The organism is Allokutzneria oryzae, assembly GCF_042429765.1.
In the GTDB taxonomy this organism is placed as follows: Bacteria; Actinomycetota; Actinomycetes; order Mycobacteriales; family Pseudonocardiaceae; genus Allokutzneria; species Allokutzneria oryzae.
Genome location: NZ_JBHLZU010000005.1, coordinates 181,382 through 201,163 on the forward strand (window position 1 = coordinate 181,382; position 19,782 = coordinate 201,163).

General features: G+C 70.0%; 17 protein-coding genes. 9 read left to right on the top strand and 8 right to left on the bottom strand.

All coding sequences use genetic code 11. The annotated features are described in order from the left end of the window. Positions 1-6: 6 nt before the first annotated feature. Positions 7-711: an SDR family oxidoreductase gene (locus tag ACFFQA_RS06220; protein WP_377850671.1), complete on the bottom strand. Its 705-nt coding sequence runs from the start codon at positions 709-711 to the stop codon at positions 7-9. Positions 712-812: 101 nt separating this feature from the next. Here ACFFQA_RS06220 and ACFFQA_RS06225 point away from each other — a divergent pair, with 101 nt between their 5' ends. After that, complete coding sequence (locus tag ACFFQA_RS06225) at positions 813-1,646, top strand: helix-turn-helix transcriptional regulator (RefSeq protein WP_377850672.1); 834 nt, start codon at positions 813-815, stop codon at positions 1,644-1,646. On the opposite strand, the gene ACFFQA_RS06230 is transcribed toward ACFFQA_RS06225, so the two are convergent. Together ACFFQA_RS06230 and ACFFQA_RS06235 are read right to left on the bottom strand one after the other, a co-directional pair. Beyond that, complete coding sequence (locus ACFFQA_RS06230; protein WP_377850673.1) at positions 1,621-3,249, bottom strand: AfsR/SARP family transcriptional regulator; 1,629 nt, start codon at positions 3,247-3,249, stop codon at positions 1,621-1,623. The genes ACFFQA_RS06225 and ACFFQA_RS06230 overlap by 26 nt on opposite strands. Before the next feature lie 99 nt (positions 3,250-3,348). Beyond that, on the bottom strand, positions 3,349-6,060 hold the full coding sequence (locus tag ACFFQA_RS06235; protein WP_377850674.1) for an AfsR/SARP family transcriptional regulator: 2,712 nt from the start codon (positions 6,058-6,060) through the stop codon (positions 3,349-3,351). Between the two features lie 324 nt (positions 6,061-6,384). Here ACFFQA_RS06235 and ACFFQA_RS06240 point away from each other — a divergent pair, with 324 nt between their 5' ends. Further along, a complete protein-coding gene (locus ACFFQA_RS06240) occupies positions 6,385-7,533 on the top strand; it encodes a DICT sensory domain-containing protein (RefSeq protein WP_377850675.1) in 1,149 nt (382 codons plus the stop codon). A gap of 25 nt (positions 7,534-7,558) precedes the next feature. On the opposite strand, the gene ACFFQA_RS06245 is transcribed toward ACFFQA_RS06240, so the two are convergent. From ACFFQA_RS06245 to ACFFQA_RS06255, 3 genes are all read right to left on the bottom strand, one after another. Next, complete coding sequence (locus ACFFQA_RS06245; RefSeq protein WP_377850676.1) at positions 7,559-8,116, bottom strand: CAP family protein; 558 nt, start codon at positions 8,114-8,116, stop codon at positions 7,559-7,561. A gap of 103 nt (positions 8,117-8,219) precedes the next feature. Further along, the gene (locus ACFFQA_RS06250; RefSeq protein WP_377850677.1) at positions 8,220-8,921 is read right to left on the bottom strand and encodes an aspartate/glutamate racemase family protein; all 702 of its coding nucleotides are present in this window, start codon (positions 8,919-8,921) and stop codon (positions 8,220-8,222) included. Positions 8,922-8,983: 62 nt separating this feature from the next. Beyond that, the gene (locus ACFFQA_RS06255; RefSeq protein WP_377850678.1) at positions 8,984-10,423 is read right to left on the bottom strand and encodes a KamA family radical SAM protein; all 1,440 of its coding nucleotides are present in this window, start codon (positions 10,421-10,423) and stop codon (positions 8,984-8,986) included. A gap of 78 nt (positions 10,424-10,501) precedes the next feature. On the opposite strand from ACFFQA_RS06255, the gene kdd reads away from it, so the two are divergent. Genes kdd through kal form a run of 5 tightly spaced genes read left to right on the top strand, consistent with a single transcriptional unit; the run spans position 10,502 to position 15,934 of the window. Continuing rightward, positions 10,502-11,566, top strand: a complete 1,065-nt coding sequence (gene kdd, locus ACFFQA_RS06260) for an L-erythro-3,5-diaminohexanoate dehydrogenase (protein WP_377850679.1) — start codon at positions 10,502-10,504, stop codon at positions 11,564-11,566. 5 nt (positions 11,567-11,571) lie between these two features. Further along, positions 11,572-13,191, top strand: a complete 1,620-nt coding sequence (locus tag ACFFQA_RS06265; RefSeq protein WP_377850805.1) for an amidohydrolase — start codon at positions 11,572-11,574, stop codon at positions 13,189-13,191. After that, the gene (gene kamD / locus ACFFQA_RS06270; protein ID WP_377850680.1) at positions 13,188-14,768 is read left to right on the top strand and encodes a lysine 5,6-aminomutase subunit alpha; all 1,581 of its coding nucleotides are present in this window, start codon (positions 13,188-13,190) and stop codon (positions 14,766-14,768) included. The genes ACFFQA_RS06265 and kamD overlap by 4 nt, the downstream gene beginning before the upstream one ends. Beyond that, complete coding sequence (gene kamE / locus ACFFQA_RS06275) at positions 14,765-15,532, top strand: lysine 5,6-aminomutase subunit beta (RefSeq protein ID WP_377850681.1); 768 nt, start codon at positions 14,765-14,767, stop codon at positions 15,530-15,532. The genes kamD and kamE overlap by 4 nt, the downstream gene beginning before the upstream one ends. Then, entirely contained in the window at positions 15,533-15,934 is a 402-nt protein-coding gene (gene kal, locus ACFFQA_RS06280) for a 3-aminobutyryl-CoA ammonia lyase (protein ID WP_377850682.1), read from the top strand. Between the two features lie 5 nt (positions 15,935-15,939). On the opposite strand, the gene ACFFQA_RS06285 is transcribed toward kal, so the two are convergent. Continuing rightward, the gene (locus tag ACFFQA_RS06285; RefSeq protein WP_377850683.1) at positions 15,940-16,659 is read right to left on the bottom strand and encodes a TetR/AcrR family transcriptional regulator; all 720 of its coding nucleotides are present in this window, start codon (positions 16,657-16,659) and stop codon (positions 15,940-15,942) included. A gap of 211 nt (positions 16,660-16,870) precedes the next feature. Between ACFFQA_RS06285 and ACFFQA_RS06290 the strand changes: the two genes are divergently transcribed. Together ACFFQA_RS06290 and ACFFQA_RS06295 are read left to right on the top strand one after the other, a co-directional pair. Beyond that, a complete protein-coding gene (locus ACFFQA_RS06290; protein ID WP_377850684.1) occupies positions 16,871-18,247 on the top strand; it encodes a serine hydrolase domain-containing protein in 1,377 nt (458 codons plus the stop codon). Next, complete coding sequence (locus ACFFQA_RS06295) at positions 18,231-19,178, top strand: MBL fold metallo-hydrolase (protein ID WP_377850685.1); 948 nt, start codon at positions 18,231-18,233, stop codon at positions 19,176-19,178. The genes ACFFQA_RS06290 and ACFFQA_RS06295 overlap by 17 nt, the downstream gene beginning before the upstream one ends. Here the strand turns inward: ACFFQA_RS06295 and ACFFQA_RS06300 are convergent. Next, the gene (locus tag ACFFQA_RS06300) at positions 19,147-19,737 is read right to left on the bottom strand and encodes a helix-turn-helix domain-containing protein (RefSeq protein ID WP_377850806.1); all 591 of its coding nucleotides are present in this window, start codon (positions 19,735-19,737) and stop codon (positions 19,147-19,149) included. The genes ACFFQA_RS06295 and ACFFQA_RS06300 overlap by 32 nt on opposite strands. Positions 19,738-19,782 lie beyond the last annotated feature (45 nt).

Below are 19,782 nucleotides of genomic sequence, written 5' to 3' on the forward strand. Positions count from 1 at the left end.
CGAGGTCTAAACCAGGCGGTGTCCGCCGTCGACGTGCACAACGGTCCCGGTGATGAACCCATTGCGCAGTAGTGTCACAAAAGCCTCCGAAACGTCGTCCACGGTGCCGATGCGGTTCACCGGCAACCGCTGGGCCATCGTCGCCAGGCGCTCCGCCTTGCCGTCACCGACGAGGTCGTCCCAGATCGGCGTGTCGATCCACCCCGGCGAGACCGCGTTGACCCGCAGCGGCGCCAGCTCGACGGCCAGCGCCCGGACAAGCGCTTCCAACGCCCCGTTCACCGCCGCGAAGACCGAGGAACCCGGCATGGGACGGTATGCGGCGATGCCGGAGGTGAACGTGATCGAACCACCCGGCGCGAGATCGGCGTGCTTGCCCACCAGCCACGGGCCCAGCAGCTTGGTGCCCACGATCGCCTTCGCCGTCGCCACGTCGTACGCGGCGACCGGCTTGTACGCCCCGACCGCGTCCGCCGCTGTCACCACGACGTGATCGAGCTGTCCGGTCTCGGTGAACAGGCGTCGAACCGCGTCCTCGTCGGAGATGTCTGCCTGTGCGGTGCGCACTCGCGGCAGTCGAGCGGCCACAGTGGACAGACGCTCGGCGGAGCGACCCGCTACGGTCACGTCCGCACCGTCGGACAGCAGACGTTCGGCGAGCGCGAGACCCATGCCGGAGCTGCCACCGATGATCAGTACTCGATTCTTCATGCCCACAGCGTCCTTCAGCGCGCAGAGAGCACGGAAGGCCGCGCCGGGACTGGTCCTCGCAGGGCCACCCCCGATGTGCCCGCCGATGTCAGACTTGACCGGTGAGCGAGCTTGGTGAGTTCCTGCGCAACCGGCGCGGGCGCATCCGTCCCACCGAGGTGGGACTACCGGTCGGCACCGGTCGACGGCAGACGCCTGGCCTGCGCCGCGAGGAACTGGCCGCGCTGGCCGGAGTCAGCGTTGACTACTACATCCGCCTGGAACAGGGGCGGGACAGCAACCCGGGTGCGGCGGTGCTGGACGCGCTCGCTACGGCACTGCGGCTGGACAACGACGAACGCGCGCACCTGCACGGCCTCGCGCGCGCCGCGAGCGGCTCGGCGCCGCCCAAGCGCCCACGGACGGTGACAGCGCGGCCGGGGCTGCTGCAGCTGCTTGAGGCGGTGCGCCCGACTCCGGCGTTCGTGCTCGACCAGGTCAGCAACATCCTCGCCGCGAACCCGGAAGGCTGTCGGCTGATGGCGGGCATCGAGGACTGGCCCGTGCGGCAGCGCAACCTCGTCCGCTATGTGTTTCTGCACCCGACGGCGCGGCAGGTGTTCGTGGCGTGGCAGCAAATGGCGGAGGACTGCGTCGCCCATCTCCGCACCGTCGAGGCCGTCGATCCGGAGCCGGTCGCCGACGTGGTCGGACCGCTCCGCGCGGCCAGCCCGGAGTTCGACGAACTGTGGCGGAACTACGACGTCCGGGTCAAGAGCGGTTCCCGGCGCGTGTTCCACAATCCGGCGGTCGGGCGATTCGAGCTGACCTCGGAGATCCTCACAGCCGTTGACAGCCAACGATTCGTGGCGTTCCAGCCGGAACCGGGAAGCACCGGTCAGGATGCGATCACGTTGCTGTCCATGGAAATCAACGCATCCCAAGACCGTGGCTAGCCCTGGCCGCCAAGCGGACCAGCTCGTGCATCCGGTAGCGGCCGAGCTGGTGCTCCGAGACCAGCGAAACGGCCTCAAGCTCCCGCAACACCGACCTGATCTCGGAAGCGGGAAGCCCGCTCAGCTCGGCCGCTTCCTCCAGGCCGAACTCTCCGGAACCCTTGCTCAGCAAGGCGAAAGCACGGCGTTGCTTCTCCGTGAGTGCGGCGAAGGAGCTGGCGAACACCGTCCGCAGGTCGGCTGCGGCGCCCCATGCCCGCAGCGCTTGCAGTCGCGTGCTCTCCTCCCGCAGCTCGGCGGCGAACCGAGCCAGGGGGTGGCGTGGCTGCTGGACGGCGCGCGCCGCCACGATCGCCAACGCCAGCGGCAGTCCCGCGCAGTACCCGACCAGTTCGCTGACCGCGTCAGGATCTTCGGCGGCTCGTCGTGCCCCGACACGTGCGGTGAACATCGCCAAAGCGTGCTTCTGCGGCAATGGGTCCACGGGCACCACGTGCGCGTCGTGGGTGACCGCGAGCCCGGTGAGCGCGCGTCGACTGGTGATCACCACTGTGCAGGTGCTGGAAACCGGGAGCAGCGGGCGGATCTGGTCGACGTCGAATGCGTTGTCCAGCACGACAAGCAACCGCTTGTCAGCCACCATGCGTTGATATAGCGCGGCTTTGGCCTCATCCGTCAGTGGAACGTCGTCAACCCCAAGTGCGACAAGCAATCCGTGCAGCGCGTCCCGAACTGGCTCCTCGCTGTCGAAGCCGTGCAGATCGACGAACAGCTGCCCGTCCGGGAACCGGTCGAGGTTGCGATGCGCCCAAGCGACCGCGAGCGCGGTCTTGCCGACCCCCGCGCCACCATCGATCGCGCAGACCCGCGCTCCGTCGAGCAGCGCGAGTTCGTCGTCCCGGCCGGTGAACCACCGCGTTACTCCGGGAAGTTGTTGCGGCACAACTGTTCTTGGTGGACTCAGGATCTGCTGCTCCATCGCGAGCAGTTCCCGGCCCGGATCGATGCCGAGCTCATCGGCCAGTCTCTCGCGTGCGGCCTGGAAAGCGGCAAGAGCCTCCGAAGTGCGGCCGGCGCGGTGAAGTGCTTGCATCAGCTGGGCCTGCAACCGCTCGCGCAGCGGATGCTCGGCGGCCAAAGCGGTCAGCTCCGGCACCAGCTCCGCCCCGCGCCCCAACGCCAGCTCCCGCTCCAGACAGTCCTCCCACGCCGCCATGCGCTCCTCGACGAGCCTGATCCGGACCGCGTCCAACCCGGAACAACGAGCATCGGCCAACGGTTCACCGCGCCACAAAGCCAAAGCGGCGCGCAACCGCGTCACCGCGACGGCGGGATCCCGTTCCTGCCTGGCTTGGCTGACGAGGTCGCGGAACCGGAAGAGGTCGATATCGCTCTCGGCAGCGGTGATCACGTAGCCCGGGTCCTGGTGGACCAGCCGGACATCCGCGGGCAGCAGCAGGCGAAGCCCGGTGACGCGTTGCTGCAACGAGTTCCGCGCGGAGCGTGGTGGGTTGTCGCCCCACAGCGCGTCGACGATCCTCTCGGTGTCGACTGGACGGTTCGGGGTGAGCAACAGCAACGCAAGCAGGCACCGTTGCTGCAAGCTGGAAACTCGAATCCCACTGCCCCCGTGGGAGATCGTCACCGTCCCGAGCAGGCCGAACCGCACAGCACCTCCGCTCTCTTCTTGTCCATTGTGGACTTAGTCGTCGAGTTCCTTCAACTGTCGCCGAACGGTCTCGGCTTCGGTGTCCCGGCCCTGGGTCTCGTAGAGTTCGAGCGCCTGCTTCCAGTGGTCACGGGCTTCGTCCACACGCCCGAGATCGAAGTGCGTTCTGCCGAGGTTGTTCAGGACACTGGCTTCGACATAGGCGTTGCCGTGTTCGCGAGACAGCGCAAGAGCTTCACCGTAGTAGTTGATCGCAGTGGAGTAGTCACCAGTCTCGTGTGCGATGAAGCCCAGCGAGTCGAGGGTATCCGCCTCGCCCAAGGGATAACGGTGTTCCCGGAACAGGACGAGGGAGGCTTCGCAATGGGTTGAGGCCATCGCGTAGTCGCCGCACTTGGCTGCGCTGTTGCCCACAATGTTCAGTGAGAGTGCTTCCCACACCGGTTCTGCCATGGCCTGGTAGAGACGGAGCATGCGGGTAGCGTGGTGCAAAGCTCGTCGATTGTCGCCGCACAGGTCCCAAAGCAGGTTGAGGGAACCGTGAATTCCGGCTTGACGCCACGTGGCGCCGGTCTCCTCGGCCAGAGCCAGTGCTCGATCGAGGTGCTCAAGCGCTTTGTCGTGGGAACCCATCCGTGAGTACGCCGTACCGAGTAGGTAGTGGGTCAGGGACAGTGGATCGTGCTCTCCTGAAAGCTCCGCTGCCGTGACCCCGGTCCGAGAGACGACGAGTTGAGTGCCGAGGTCCCCGATCAGCCCGAGGAAACTGGTCGTGGCCGAAGTCATGTGCCAGGCAGGGCTGTGCCAATCGTGTTCCAGGGCGGTTTGTTGGACTGCGACCAAGTGCAGCTTCTCGGCGCCGAACCACGCCAACGCCGCTGAGTCGTCCGCCAAGGGAAGCGGTGTGCAGCCCGAGCTGTGCGTGTCGAGCTTCGGGACTCGACGATGCGGGTTGAGCAACCGGTCACCTGCGTAAGCCGTGTGCAGGTAGAAGTCGACCAGTCGCCGCAGCGCCGTCTCGCGCTCGTCCTGTGACTGCTCGTGCTCGGCCTGTTCGACGGCGTAGAGCCGGGTGAGGTCGTGCATCCGGAACCGGTCGGGCACGTGCTCCTCAACCAGGGAGAGCTCCTCCAGCTCCCTCAGCACCCGCACAACCTGCTCGGCGGGGAGCGCGGTGAGGCTGGCCGCCGCGGGCACGCTGATGTCCGGTCCCGGGGCCAGGCCGACCAGCCCCAGCACCCGGGCCTGCTCCGTGCTCAAAGCCACCCGGGAGAAGGAGAACACGGCCCGCAGGCTCGACGGGATGTCCCCGCCGTCCAATGTGGCCAGACGGCCGGTCTCGTCACGCAGCTCGACGGCGAAGCGCGCCAGCGGTTGCCTGGGGTGGCGAGCGATGCGGGCGGCGGTGATCGCCAACGCCAACGGCAGGCCCGCGCAACAGCCCAGCAGCACCTCGACCGCGTCCGGTTCGGCGTCCAGCCTGGCCTGGCCGAGTCGTCCCGCGAGGAGGTTGCGGGCCTCGGCGTCGTCGAGGATGTCCAACGGCAACCAGGACGCGCCGTGGTGAGTGATCAGGCCGGTCAGCCGGTGCCGACTGGTCACGATCACCGCGCAGGTCGCGCCGCCCGGCAGCAGCGGGGTGATCTGGTCCAGGTCGCGGGCGTTGTCGAGCACCACCAGCATCCGTTTGCCCGCGAGCAGGCTGCGGTAGAGGGCTGCCTGGGCGTCCAGCTCCACCGGGATGCGCTGCGGCGCCACGCCCAAGGCGTCGAGGAACCCGCGGACCGCGGTCTCCGGCGTCATGGGCTCGTGCTGGTCGAAGCCACGGAGGTTGACGAACAGCTGCCCGTCCGGGAACCGGTCGGCATGGGCGTGCGCCCACCGCAGCGCCAGTGTGGTCTTGCCGATGCCGCCGCCCCCGCCGATCGCGGAGATCACCACCGTGCCGCTGTCCTCCAGGGACGCCGACAGCTGGTCCAGTTCGGCGTCGCGGCCGGTGAACCAGCGCGTCACCGGGGGAAGCTGGTCAGGGCCGCCGCCGGGCCGTGGCGGGGGTTCGGGGAGCAGGTCGGGGTCGTTGCGGTGGATGCGATCCGCCAGCTCCCGCAGCGCCGCAGATGGCGCGGCCCCCAGCTCTTGGCGGAGCCGGGTGAACACCGCCAGCGCCTCGGCCTGGCGGCCCGCCCGGTACAGCGCCGTCATCAGCAGCGCGTGGCAGGGCTCGCGCGCCGGGTTCTCCGCCGCCACAGCGGTCAGTTCCGGAACCAGCTCCGCCCCGCGCCCGGCCGCGAGCTCCAGGCCGATGGCCTCTTCCAGCACCGCCAGGCGTTCCTCCGCCAGCTCAGTCTTGATCTCGTCGAACCCCGGCGCGGTGACATCGGCCAACGGAGCGCCGCGCCACAACGTCAACGCGCTCCGCATCGCCGCGACGGGCTCCGGCAGCGCGCGAGCCGCCCGCACCCGGTCCCGGAACTCCTCCAGATCCGTCGAGGCATCCACCACCCGATACCCCTGACCAGCCCTCTCCACTGCCACACCGAGCTTGCGCAGCTGCGACACGTACTGCTGCACCGTGTTGCGGGGTGACACCGGAGGGTGCGGCCCCCACAGGCACTCCGCGATCCGGGACGTCGCCACCACCTGGCCCGCGTCCAGGACCAACAACGCCAGCACCGCCCGCTGCTGCCTGCCGACGGAGATCTCGCCGTCACCGATCACCAACGTGCCCAGCAAGCCGAACCGCACACATCCCCCTCACGCCTTGAGCCCACAGCATGGTCGACCGGCTCGCTGTCGCGGTGGGCAACGCTCTGACCTGGCCAGGAGGCCCTCATTCTCTAGGCAAGTGCAGGAGGTGGTCGAGCGGGCTCCGCCCTCGCCGCACGCGATCGGGTGATCGTGGTGATCTTGGGCGGTTCCGTTCTCCGCCAATAGCCCCACGGCAGGGTGGGCGGGGCCCGGTGTCACGGAGCGTCACCGCTGTCCGAGTGGTCTTGACGTCCTTCCCGCCGGGTTAGCCTCGTCGCCGCTGTCTCCTCGAAGGCGGAAGCTCCCCGAAGGCGGAAGCGCATGACTCACGACGAGTTGCCACCCAGGACCGGAACTCTCACCAAGCGCGCGTTGGTTCTCGCCTCGCACGCCGTGGAGCGCGCGGCGCTCGCCGCGGCGGACGACGGTCTCCTGGTGATCGCCCTGTTCCAGCGGCTGCCGTACTTCGAGCGGGAGCGGCGGGTCTACGCCGAGCTCGCTCGTCACTCCGCGTGCACGGTGGTCGGCATGGTGGACCGGACACGGCCCGACCTGCCCGTCGGGGTGACTCCGGTGCTGCTGCGCGAGGACGAGGACCTGGCGCACGAGTGGTCGGTGATCGCGCTGTCCCCGACCTTCGGCGCCTCCGTGGTGGCCCGCGACCTGGAGCGGGTCGAGACGCGCTCGACCTCGCTGGAGGCGGCGCGGCTGTTCCAGGGCCGGTGGGGCTTCCGGCGGGACGAGGCCTACGCCGAGGCCGTGCGGCTCCGGGACACGCTCGGCGACCGGCTGCCGCCGTCGGCCCGCAACGCCATCGAGCGGGTGCTCGACAGCGTCGTCGACGACCCGGCGACCGCGGTCGAGCAACGCGCCGAGGCCGCGCTGCGACACCTGGTGACCCGGCTGGAGCACCAGCGGCGCCGGTACCTCGACCTGCGGGAGAAGGTGGACGCCGACCGCGGGTTCGGGCGTGACCCCTGGACCGGGCTGCATTCGCTCAGCTCGCTGGGGACGTGGCTGGGCGTGACCGCCCCCGACACGCTGCCCCTCGGGCTGGCGCTGGTGCGGGTGCCCGACCTCGCCAGCCTTGAGGCCAGGCACGGTGCCAGGACGAGCATGCACACCGAGAACAACATCGCCGACGTGCTGCGGCGCGAGCAGCGGCAGCAGGACCGGGCGTTCCGGATCTCCAAGACGGAGTTCCTGCTCGCGCAGCCGGGGGTGGACGCGGCGGCGATCGAGGCGATCGGCCGCAGGCTCGGCGAGCGGGTCAGGGGACTGGGCGCGTGCTACCCGTTCGTCGGTGTCTGCGCCGAGGTCGCCACCACGATCAGCAGGACGCGGCCGCTGCCCCTGGAGGAGCTGCGCTCGCGGCTCGGCGCGCCGAACGCCGTCCCGATGGACGACCGCAGCTGGGAGACGGCGCCGATCCCGGTGGTGCGGGCCGCGACGGTGGCGGCCGAGGACTGAGCCTCGGGCCGCCCCGACGCCGTGGTCAGCCCTTCGGCGGGAGGACGTTCCTCGGGAAGTCGCCCTGCACGTTGCCCGGCACCTTGTAGTTGCAGACGACGTAGGTCTCGAACCACTTCCCGCCCTGGCCCGCGACCCGTGCGCAGCCGAGCTTCGTGCTGGCCTTCCACACCACCTGGGTGAAGTGGCCGGTCGCTCCGGAGAAGCCGGGTCTCGCGAAGTCGTAGTCCTTGATCTCGTCGTACCAGGACTGCACCGCCCTCCGGCAGCTGCCCAGCTGGCCTCGCTGGGTCGTCGCCCACCAGGACAGGTTCTCCCCGTGGTCCCTGAGCCCGGCGTGGCCATGCGAGAGGCCGTCCTTCTGCGAGATCAGGGCCGCGCGGAGCTTCGCGTAGACGGCGATGTTCGTGTCGACGGCCATCGGTGGTGCGCCGTGTCTGGCGCGCAGCTCGTTGTGCACGGCAAGGCACTCGGCTTGGAACTCCGCGTCCGTCCGGTTGGGCAGAGCGGATCGCGCCCATGCCGCGGGAGCGGCCAGAACGGTGAGCACGAGTGCGATCGCCAATGAACGAGCAGCACGCATATCTAGACCTCTTCCTGGCTGAATTCGGTGCGTGGCAAGGGAAAGCTTCGTCACCGTTCAGCGCGGACCGAGGTCGCGGGGATCACTTCTCGGTCACTGCCGGTCAGAACATCGACACGCCGATGTCGTCCCCGAGCGCGACGTCCACGGCCAGCTCGGCGTGCAGCCGGGTCGTCGGGAACACCGGCACCGGACTGTCGTCGGCGCCGATCAGCAGCTCGATCTCGGTGCAGCCGAGGATGACGCCTTCCGCGCCGCGCTCGACGAGCCGGCCGATGATCTCGCGGTAGGCGGCTCGGGACTCCTCGCGGACGATGCCGACCACCAGTTCCTCGTAGATGACCCGGTGCACGACGGCGCGGTCCTCCGGACCGGGGACCAGCACGTCGAGGCCGTGGCCGCGCAGCCGGTCGACGTAGAAGTCCTGCTCCATGGTGAACGCCGTGCCCAGCAAGCCGATCCTGGCCAGCCCGGTGGCCTGGACCGCCGCCGCGGTGGTGTCGGCCAGGTGCAGCAGGGGGACGCCGAGGTCGTCGGCGACCTTGTGCATGGTGTTGGTGCAGAGCACGACGAAGTCGGCGCCCGCCCGCATCAGCGCTTGCGCGGCTTCGCGCAGTACCGCGGCAGCCTCGGCCCACCGGCCTTCGGCCTGCATGCGCTCGATGGCGGCGAAGTCGACCGAGTACATCACGCAGTGCGCGGAATGCAGCCCGCCCAACCGTTCCCGGACGCGCTCGTTCACCACGCGGTAGTACTCGATCGACGACTCCCAGCTCATGCCGCCGAGCAATCCGATGACCTTCATGGGGCCATTGTCGTGGACTCCGGAGCGGGGCGGGGCGGACCCGCGCCGCCCCGCCCCGGTGATCACGCGTCCTTGTTGTCCTGCCACCACTTCTGGCCGGTGTCCGGCAGCGTGGTGATCGGGTCGTAGTACGGGTAGCGCCGTTCCAGCGCCTCGTCGTCGGTCAGCTCGATGCCGGTGCGGTAGTTCTTCGTCCAGTACGAGATGCCCAGCTCGCGGTCGTACTCGGCGAGCTGGTGGACCCACCGCTTGCCCACGTACGGGACGTCGCAGACGATGCGCGGGGTGGCGTAGCCGGGCAGATATCCCATGATCGCGTGCTGGAGCTCCTGGGCCTCCCAGACCGCGACCCGCCAGTGCTCGGCGTTGGGGATCATGTCGCACATGTAGAAGTAGTACGGCAGGATGCTCGCTTCCCCTTGCAGCGCAAAGCAAAGGTCGAGCAGCGCCTTCGGGTCGGCGTTGACTCCCCGCATCAGCACGCCCTGGTTGCGGACGTCGCGGACTCCGACCTCCAGCATCGCGCGGGCGGCTTCGGCGACGAGCGGGGTCACCGACTGGACGTGGTTGACGTGGGTGTGGATCGCCAGGTTCACCCCGCGACGCCGCGCCGTTCTTGCGACGCGCTCCATGCCCTCCACGACCGCCGGCTGGATCCAGTGCTGCGGCAGACCGGCGAGCGCCTTGGTCGCCAGGCGGATGTCGCGGACGGTCTCGATGTCCAGCAGCCGCATCAGGAAGGACTCCAGCTGCTTCCACGGCACGTTCGCCACGTCGCCGCCGGAGACCACCACGTCCCGCACTCCAGGGGTGCGCTTGAGGTAGTCGATCATCTGGTCCTGCCGGTCCACCGGCTTCAGCGACAGCTTGTGCTTGTCCACCTGCGGGGTGGAGTTGCCGACCAGGTCCATGCGGGTGCAGTGCCCGCAGTACTGGGGGCAGGTCGAGAGCAGCTCCGCGAGGACCTTGGTCGGGTAGCGGTGGGTCAGCCCCTCCACCACCCACATCTCCGCCTCGTGCAGCGAGTCGCGCGAGGAGTGCGGGTGCGAGGGCCAGGACAGCTCGCGGTCCGAGGCCACCGGGATCATGTACTTGCGGATCGGGTCCGCGTAGAAGGCCTCGGTGAACTCCTCGGGCGACTCCGCGCCCTCGGGCACCATCGTGTTGATCATCTGCGGCGGGACCAGCATCGACATCGTCGCCAGGCTGGACTGGTCGGCGGTCAGGTCCTCGTAGAAGCGCTCCGTCAGCAGGTCACCCATGACCGCGCGCAGCTGCCGGATGTTCTTCACGCACGACACGCGCTGCCACTGGGCGTCGCGCCACTGAGCCTCGGTGATGTGCCTCCAGCCGGGGAAGCGCCGCCAGTCCGGTTCGCGCAGCTCGCGCCGCACGTACTCGTACGGCTGCCGGGAGCTGTTCTCGATCGCCTCCGAGACAGTCGTCGGAGCCGGCTGGCCAGTCTGCTTGCCAGTGGACACACCGTCGTGCACCGCAGTCATAACTACTCCTCGCCCTCAAGACGACGTAAAGATATGCTGCCAGAACGCAGCGATGGCGTAAATCTTTCGGAGGTTAGCGTGACGGAGGCCGGTTCGCGGAGTCAAACCTCGCCCTTCGGGCTGCACCGGGTGCTCGAACCCGCCGGGGTGCTGCCGCAGCAGGCGTGGCGACTGGACGCCGACCCGACACCGGGCAGCGACGAGGTCGTGATCGACGTCGAGCGGCTCAACCTGGACGCCGCCTCCTACCGCCAGCTGCGCGAGGCCCACGGCACAGGTCCTGAGCTGCGCAAAGCCGTGCTCGACATCGTCGCCGAGCGCGGCAAGATGCAGAACCCGGTGACCGGTTCCGGCGGCATGCTGCTGGGCACGGTGCGCGAGGTCGGGCCGGACTCCCCGCTCGGGCTCAAGCCCGGCGACCGGGTGGCCACGCTGGTCTCGCTGACCCTCACGCCGCTGCGCATCGACGACGGGCTCTCCGACTGGGACGGCCAGGGCGAGCAGGTGCCGTGCAAGGGCACCGCCGTGCTCTTCGGCCGGTCCATCGCCGCCGTGCTGCCCGATGACGTGCCGGACCTGCTCGCGCTGTCGGTCTTCGACGTCTGCGGGGCCCCGGCGCTGACCGACCGCGTCGTCCGCCGCAAGCTCTCCGCGCTGGAGCGTGCGCCGTCCGTGCTGGTCCTCGGCGGTGGCGGCAAGTCGGGCTCGCTCTCGCTGGCCGCCGCGCGCCGCGCGGGCGCGGGCAGGCTGGTCGCGCTCGTGCCGTTCGAGGCCGAGGCGGAGGTGGTGCGCGCGTCCGGGCTGGCCGACGAGGTCGTCGTCGCCGACGCGCGGGACCCGATCGCGCTGCTCAACGCGGTCGGGGAGACCGTGGACGTCACCGTGGTGTGCGTGGACGTGCCCGGGTGTGAGCACGGGGCGGTGCTCGCCACCAGCGACGGCGGCACGGTCATCTTCTTCTCCATGGCGACCTCGTTCTCCGCCGCCGCGCTCGGCGCGGAAGGGCTGGCCGCCGACGTCGAGATGCTCGTGGGCAACGGCTACGTCCCGGGCCACGCCGCCTTCGCGCTGGAGCTGTGGCGCGCCGAAGCCGGGGTGCGCACCGTGTTCGAGGCGCGGGAACGGCAGACTTCCCGCTCATGACGCGCATGGCTCCGAAGACGCCGACCCTGCTGCACGGCGGCCGCATCCACAGCCCGGCCGCCTCCGACGCGACCGCGATGGCGGTCGAGGGCGACACCGTGGTGTGGGTCGGCCAGGACGCGGTGGGCAAGGCGCTCTACCGCGAGGCCGAGCACGTGGACCTCGCGGGCGGCTTCGTCACCCCGGCCTTCGTCGACGCGCACGTGCACGCCACCTCCGCCGGGCTCCAGATCGAGGGGCTGGACCTTGCGGGGTGCGCCTCGCTCACGGAGTGCCTGGACGCGGTGCGCCGGTTCACCACCGCCAACCCCGGCACCCTGGTGTGGGGCCAGGGCTGGCAGGAGACGCGGTGGCCGGAGGGCCGTCCGCCGACCCGCGCGGAGCTGGACAACGCGGCCGGGGGAGCGGCGGTCTACCTCTCCAGGATCGACGTGCACTCCGGGCTGGCCACCACGGCGCTGATCGACCGGGCTCCGGCCGCGCGCGAGGCCGTCGGCTGGTCCGAGGACGGGCCGCTGACGCAGGAGGCGCACCACCACGTGCGGCGGGCCGCGCAGAGCTCGCTCACCGCGAGCCAGCGCCGCTCGGCCCAGCTGGCATTCCTGCGGCACGCCGCCGCGAACGGCATCGCTTGCGTGCACGAGTGCGCAGGACCGGACATCTCCAGCGCTGAGGACCTCGCCGCGCTGCTCGAAATGTCCACTGTGGAGTCCGTGCCGGAGGTCGTCGGGTACTGGGGCGAGCTGAACGGGTTCGACACGGCCAAGGAGCTCGGAGTGCGCGGGCTCGCCGGTGACCTGTTCGTCGACGGCGCGATCGGCTCGCGCACCGCCGCGTTGTGCGCGCCCTACAGCGACCGGGCGGAGACCTCCGGTGCGCTCTACCTCCGCGCGGACGACATCGCCGAACACCTGGTCGGCTGCACGCGCGCCGGGCTCCAGGGCGGCTTCCACGTGATCGGTGACGCGGCCGTCGCCGAGGTCGTCGAAGGCTTCGCGCTGGCGGAGAAAGTCGTTGGCGCGCACGCGCTTTCCGCCGCGCGGCACCGCTTGGAGCACCTGGAGATGGTGGACGCCGAGCAGGCCGTGCGGCTGGCGGGCTGGGGCGTCGCGGCCTCCATGCAGCCGCTCTTCGACGCCGAGTGGGGCGGCGAGGAAGGCATGTACGCGCAGCGGCTCGGCCTGCCGCGCGGCACCCAGCTCAACCCGTTCTCCCAGCTCGCCGCGGCCGGGATGGTGCTGGCTTTCGGTTCCGACGTGCCCGTGACGCCGGTCGCCCCGTGGGAGACCGTCCGCGCCGCCGTGCACCACCGCACTCCGGGCCTCGGGGTCTCCCCGCGCGCCGCGTTCACCGCGCACACGCGGGGCGGCTGGCGCGCCTGCGGCGTCAACGACGGCGTCACCGGGACGCTCGCGCCTGGTGCTCCGGCGACCTACGCGGTGTGGGAGGCGGGCGACCTCGTGGTCGCCGCGCCGGACAACCGCGTGCAGCGGTGGTCGACCGATCCCCGCTCGGGGGTTCCCGGCCTGCCCTCGCTGACCTCGTCCGACCCCTTGCCCCGCTGTGTGCGTACCGTCCGCAGTGGACAGACCATCTACGACAGCCGAGGAGGCGCAGGCCAATGACAAAGGCGTTGTTGGGACTGGACCAACAGACTGTCGCCAGAGCCAGGGAGCTGGCCGCCGCCGCGGCCGCTCCGGTGATCGAGCTCGCGAAGGCGCACACCACCGTCGCGGTGGAGCGCGCGACACTGCGGCTGGCCGGGATCACCGGCGCGGACACCACCCACCGGGCCGGTGACGTGCCCTGGGTCAACCGCGTGGTGGACACCGTTCGAGACCACTGTGGACTGGAGCACGGGTCGCTGCTGCCGGTATTCCACGCATTGCGCGAGCACGACCTCGGCACGCTGACCGAGCTGGCTGAGGCGACCGCCGCCGGGCAGGTCCGGTTCACGCTGCCGGAGGGCAAGGACCGCGAGCGCGCCGCCAAAGCCGCGCGATCAGCCGTCGGCAAGGGGCTCCGGCAGGTGGACCGCAGCAAGGCGCAGCGGACCAAGCTGGTGGAGAAGATCGGTGACCCTGAGCAGCGGCCGTGGATCTACCTGATCGTCGCGACCGGCGACATCGACGAGGACGTCGTGCAGGCGTGCAACGCCGCGCGTGCCGGGGCGGACATCATCGCGGTGATCCGTTCCACCGGACAGTCCCTTTTGGACTACGTGCCGGAAGGCGCTACGCACCACGGGTTCGCGGGCACCTACGCCACGCAGGAGAACTTCCGGATCATGCGCGCGGCGCTGGACGAGGTGAGCAAGGAGGTCGGCCGCTACATCCGGCTGACCAACTACGCCTCCGGGCTGTGCATGCCGGAGATCGCGGTGCTCGGCGGTCTCGAACGGCTGGACATGATGCTCAACGACTGCATGTACGGCATCCTGTTCCGCGACATCAACCCGATCAGAACCTTTGTGGACCAACGGTTCTCGCGCCAGGTGCACGCGCGGGCCGGCATCATCATCAACACCGGTGAGGACAACTACCTCACCACCGATGACGCCGTGGACGCCGCGCACACGGTGACGGTCTCGCAGCTGCTCAACGAGCGCTTCGCGCACGAGGCCGGGCTGCCGGACGAGCTGCTCGGCCTCGGCCACGCCTTCGAGATCAACCCGGACCTGCCGGACTCGTTCCGGATGGAGCTGGCGCACGCCCTGCTGGCGCGCGAGGTCTTCCCGGACGCTCCGCTGAAGTGGATGCCGCCGACCAAGCACATGACCGGCGACGTCTTCCGTGGCCACCTGCTCGACGGCTTCTTCAACCTCGCCGGGGTCCTGACCGGGCAGAGCATCCTGCTCGTCGGCATGATGACCGAGGCCGTGGTGACGCCGTTCCTGTCCGACCGCGACCTCGCGGTGGCCAACGTGCGCTACGTGCTCAACGCCGCGGGCAACCTCGCCGAGGACTTCCGGCCCGCGCCGGACGGCTTCATCGTCAAGCGCGCGCACCTGGTGCTGGACGAGGCCGTCGCGCTGCTGGAGCGCATCGGCCGCGAGGGTCTGCTGAACGCGATCGCCGAGGGCACCTTCGGGCTCATGAAGCGCCCGCCGGAGGGCGGCAAGGGCGCGGACGGCGTTGTCGTGAAGGCGGAGGAGTACTACAACCCCGCCATCGAGATGCTGGAGACGGGGGCCACCAAGTGACCACTCTTGAGCAGGGGAGCGCCGAGAAGCGCTACGTCCGCCCGTACGGCGACACCACGGGCGACGGCATGGTGCAGATGTCGCTGACCGTGCCGGTGCCGCACGGCCCCAAGGCGGAGGGCGCCGCAGCGCAGCTCGCCGCGAAGATGGGCATCGAGCCCGCGATGGTGGTGCACTCGCACGCGATCGGCCCGGACTTCACCTTCGTGGTGGTCTACGGCTCGGTGAAGCACCTGATCGACCTCGACGAGGTCAAGGTGGTGGAGCGCGAGTACCCGCTGCTGACGCCCACCGAGATCAACACGTCGGTGAAGAAGTCGCTGCGCCGCAAGATGGTCGTGGTCGGCGCGTGCATCGGCACCGACGCGCACACTGTCGGCATCGACGCGATCCTCAACATCAAGGGCTTCGCGGGGCAGAAGGGCCTGGAGTACTACCGCGAGCTGCGCGTGGTGAACCTCGGCGCCCAGGTCGCGGTGCCGGACCTGGTGAAGCGTGCGCGCGCGGAGAAGGCGGACGCGGTCCTGGTCTCCCAGGTGGTGACCCAGCGGGACGCGCACCTGTTGAACACCAAGGAGATGGCGGCGGCCTTCCGCGAGGCGATGGGTGAGCGCCGCCCGCTGCTCGTCGCGGGCGGCCCCCGCTTCGACCCGTTGCAGGCAGGGGAGCTCGGCGTCGACCGCGTCTTCGGCCGAGGCACCACACCGGGTGAGGTCGCGAGCTTCCTGGTACACGCTTTGTCACACAAGGGAAAGGCAGCCTAGATGGCCAGCGGAGCACTCGTGGAGGGCTTCACCGTCGCCCACCGCCGGTACGTGCCGTACGCGCACGCCCACTACGGCGGGAACCTGGTGGACGGCGCCTACAGCCTCGGCCTGTTCGGTGACGTGGCCACGGAGCTGTGCATCCAGACCGATGGCGACGAGGGACTGTTCGCGGGCTACGCCAACGTGGAGTTCCTCGCGCCGGTGCGCGCGGGCGACGTCGTGGAGGTCGTCGCGACGCTGACCCGCATCGGAAACCGCTCCCGCACGGTCGATTTCGAAGCCCGCGTGGTCTGCCGCGCGGCTCCGGACCGCGGTCCCTCCTCCGCGGACGTCCTCGACCCGCCGCTGGTCGTCACCCGCGCCACCGGCACGGTCGTGGTCCCCATCGCCACCACGTAGCCCGGTTACGAGCGGCGGGTTTCCAGTCCGTCCAGGAACAGGCCGAGCCCGTAGGCGAAGTGGTCCTCGCGGACCTGGCGCAGGTCCTTGTCCCCATGTGCCGTGAAGTGTTCGCGGAGATGGGGATAAGGCCGCGTCGCCTGTTCGACGGTCGGGCGCAGGCGCTTCTCCCAGTCCTGCTCGTCCTGCCCGCTGCGGGCGATCACGGTCAGCAGCGCGGCCTCGCTGATCCCGATACCGATCACGTAGGCCATGACGGCGCTGATCGCCTGGTCGGCTTCGACCATGCCGAAGCCCCCCGACGCGAACAGACCGAGCATGCGGTCGTTGAGCCGCATCACGTTCGGCCCCAGGTACGACAGGCCGACCTGGCCGAGCACCGACGCGATCCACGGGTGCCGCAGGATCATTGACCGCACGCTGTGCGCGCAGGCCGTGACGCCCGCCCGCCAGTCCTGGGCAGACGCGGGGGCCGGCACCTCGATCTCGCCGTAGACCTCGTCGACCACGAGCTCGATCAGCTCGTCCCGGTTGGTCACGTGCCGGTAGAGCGAGGTCGCCGCCGTGCCCATCTGCGTGCCGAGCCGCCGCATGGTCAGCGCCTCGACGCCCTCGGCGTCCAGCAGCCGGACCGCCTCCGCCACGATCTGCTCCTGGCTCAGCGCCTGCTCCTTCTTGCGGCGCGGGCGCGTCCACGCCGACGGGATCGGCTGCTCGTCTGCCATCTGACCTCCTCGTTCGCCCACGTCAGAGTAGTGCACACCGTGCGCTCATTGCGTACGCGCCGAACGTCTGCGTACAGTGTTCGCAGTCTGAGAACGGCGTTCGCAACGAGAAGGCGGAGGCCGACCCCGGGCACGCCGCGCCTGATCAAGGACCTCTGGACCGCCGCCAGGCGATCGACGACTAGAACCGTTGTCCAGCAAGGAGAACCCGATGACTTTCGACCTCGTGCACTGGCAGGCCCGCCTCGACGAGCTGCGCGCCGCTCATCACGTGCCAGGTGCTTCCTTGGCCGTGCTCTCCGGTGGCGAGATCCACGAGCTGGCCAGCGGTGTCCTGCACCGGGGGACCGGCGTCGAGGCGACGACCGACTCGGTGTTCCAGCTCGGCTCGGTCGCCAAGGTGCACACGGCCACGCTCGTCATGCAGCTGGTCGACTCCGGCGAGCTGGACCTGGACGGGCCCGTCGTCTCCGTGCTGCCGGAGTTCCGCGTCGCCGACGCCGAGGCCACCAAGACGATCACCGTGCGCCAGCTGCTCACCCACACCAGCGGCATCAGCGGCGACTTCACCCTCGACACCGGCCGCGGCGACGACTGCCTCGCCCGCTACGTCGACGCCTGTGCGGAGGTCGGCCAGGACTTCCCGCCAGGTACGGCGATCTCCTACAGCAGCACCGGGTACAACGTGCTCGGCAGGATCGTCGAGGTGCTGACCGGCCAGACCTGGGATGACGCGCTGAAGGACCGGCTGCTCACCCCGCTGGGCCTCACCAACTCGGTCACGCTGCCCGAGGACGTGCTGCGGTTCCGCGCGGCGATGGGGCACACCGACGCGGGGGAGCCGATGCCCGCGTGGACCCTGATCCCGCGCTCCGGAGGCCCGTACGGGGGAGTGCTCTGCGCGGGCGCGGGCGACGTCGTCCGCCTCGCGCGGATGCACCTCGACGGCGGCGCGGGACTGCTCTCCGAGTCGGCCGTCACGGAGATGCAGCGTCATGCGGTTGACGTGCCGGACAAGTGGACCGTCAGCTCGGACGGCTGGGGTCTTGGCTGGACGCTCTACGACTGGGACGGCGTTCCGGGCTACGGCCATGACGGGGCCGCGACCGGCCAGTACTCCTACCTGCGCGTGGTTCCCGGAGCCGGGGTGGCGGTGGCCCTGCTGACCAACGGAGGTGGCGCGCGGCAGCTCTGCACCGACCTGTTCCGCGAGCTTCTCGGCGAGCTGGCCGGAGTGCGGATGCCCGCGCCGTTCGCTCCTGCGCCTGGACCATCCACAGTGGACTTCTCGGAGCATGTCGGTGTGTACCAGCGCGAGGGCGTGCGCATCACCGTCTCCCAGAAGGCGGGCGCGCCGCACCTGGTGTACGAGTTCATCGACGGGATGGCGCACTTCTCGCCGCCGCTCGAAGTCGACCTGAAGCCGGTGTCGGAGAACGTCTTCGCCGCCCCGGGCACAGGGGCGTTCAGCGACGACTGGATGCCGGTGGTGTTCTTCACACTGAGCACCGGCACCTCCTGCGTCTACGTCGGACTCCGCGCCACCCCGAGGATGGGTAAGGTCACGGGACGTGAGGGTTGCGTATGAGCGTGGATTGCACCGGATCGCCGACGATGTCTGGGCCTGGCTGAGCCCGGACGGCAGCTGGGGGTGGAGCAACGCCGGACTCGTTGCGGGACAAGGCGAAGCACTGCTCGTGGACACGCTCTACGACCTTCGGTTGACCCGGGAGCTGCTGACCGCTGCCGAGTCCGCGCTCGGCGGGCGGCCGATCACCACGGCGGTCAACACGCACGCCAACGGCGACCACTGCTTCGGCAACGAGCTGCTCGGGGCGGACGTGCGGATCCACGCCGCGCGGGAGACGGTCCCCGGCATGCACGAGATCTCGCCGCAGGCGATGGCAGCGCTGCTCAAAACCGACCTCGGGCCGGTGCTCACCCCGTACTTCCGCAAGTCCTTCGGTCCGTTCGCCTTCGACGAGATCACCCTGCGTGAGCCGGACGTGCTCTTCGACGGCAGTCACACCCTCGACGTCGGCGGCCGGACGGTCCACCTGCTCGACCTCGGTCCGGCCCACACCGATGCCGACACCGTGGTGCACGTGCCCGATGCCGGGGTGGTCTTCGCCGGGGACCTGTTGTTCATCGACGGCACCCCGATCATGTGGGCGGGTCCGTCGAGCAACTGGCTCGCCGCCTGCGACCGGATGCTGGCGATGGACGCCGACGTCGTGGTCCCCGGACACGGGCCGATCACCGACCAGGACGGGATCCGGGCGGTGCGCGGCTACTTCGAGTACGTGCACGACCAGGCGAAGACGGCACTCGCGCAGGGCAAGACCTGGTCGGAGGCGGCGTTCGACATCGACCTCGGGCCGTACGCGGGGCTCGCGAACCCCGAGCGGATCGTCATCACGATGCACGCCCTCTACCGCGAGCTCGATCCCGCGCACCCGGAGGTGGACGTGACGACGATCTTCGCGTTCATGGCCGAGTGGGCGGCGAAGCGGGCTTAGCGGCGCGGGGCCGCATGATCAGCGCCGTCAGGTAGTACACGCACGGCTGCTCGCCGGGGTTGGCGAAACCGTGCACGACGTCGGCCGCGAAGTACGCCGAGTCGCCCGCCGTGAGCGTCAGCCGCTGGTCCTCGACGGTCAGCGCGAGCGTGCCCTGCTGGACGACGACGTACTCGTGGGAGCCGGGGGCGTACGCGGGGAAGCTGCCCGCGTCGCACCTCGGCGGCAGCTCGGTGCGCAGCAGCTCGACGTTCACGCCGGGCACCACCGGCGACAGGATGGTGCGCCGCCAGCCACCGGGGTGGTCGGAGACCTCCTGCTCGGCGGCGCGCCGGATGATCACCCTGTCCTGCGCGGGCTCGGCGACGAGCCTGGTCAGGGGGACGCCGAGGCCGTCGGCGATGCGGGAGAGCACCGTGATGGTCGGCGCCTTCGCCGCGCGTTCCACCGAGGACAGCATGCTCACGCTCACCGAGCTGCGGTCGGCGAGCTCCTGCAAGGTGAGGCCGCGTTCGGCGCGGAGGGCCTGCACGTGTTCGCCGAGAACTCCCAGGTCCAGCACGTGCGCTATAGTAGATACAGTTTCTCTATAGCGAAAACCGGG

Excerpts from the sequence above, each read along its gene's own strand:
- ACFFQA_RS06265 (WP_377850805.1), top strand. The coding sequence starts at position 11,572 with ATGGCTCCGAAGACGCCGACCCTGCTGCACGGCGGCCGCATCCACAGC.
- kamD (WP_377850680.1), top strand. The coding sequence starts at position 13,188 with ATGACAAAGGCGTTGTTGGGACTGGACCAACAGACTGTCGCCAGAGCC.
- ACFFQA_RS06285 (WP_377850683.1), bottom strand. The coding sequence starts at position 16,659 with ATGGCAGACGAGCAGCCGATCCCGTCGGCGTGGACGCGCCCGCGCCGC.
- kal (WP_377850682.1), top strand. The coding sequence starts at position 15,533 with ATGGCCAGCGGAGCACTCGTGGAGGGCTTCACCGTCGCCCACCGCCGG.
- ACFFQA_RS06255 (WP_377850678.1), bottom strand. The coding sequence starts at position 10,423 with ATGACTGCGGTGCACGACGGTGTGTCCACTGGCAAGCAGACTGGCCAG.
- ACFFQA_RS06250 (WP_377850677.1), bottom strand. The coding sequence starts at position 8,921 with ATGAAGGTCATCGGATTGCTCGGCGGCATGAGCTGGGAGTCGTCGATC.
- ACFFQA_RS06290 (WP_377850684.1), top strand. The coding sequence starts at position 16,871 with ATGACTTTCGACCTCGTGCACTGGCAGGCCCGCCTCGACGAGCTGCGC.
- ACFFQA_RS06240 (WP_377850675.1), top strand. The coding sequence starts at position 6,385 with ATGACTCACGACGAGTTGCCACCCAGGACCGGAACTCTCACCAAGCGC.
- ACFFQA_RS06245 (WP_377850676.1), bottom strand. The coding sequence starts at position 8,116 with ATGCGTGCTGCTCGTTCATTGGCGATCGCACTCGTGCTCACCGTTCTG.
- ACFFQA_RS06220 (WP_377850671.1), bottom strand. The coding sequence starts at position 711 with ATGAAGAATCGAGTACTGATCATCGGTGGCAGCTCCGGCATGGGTCTC.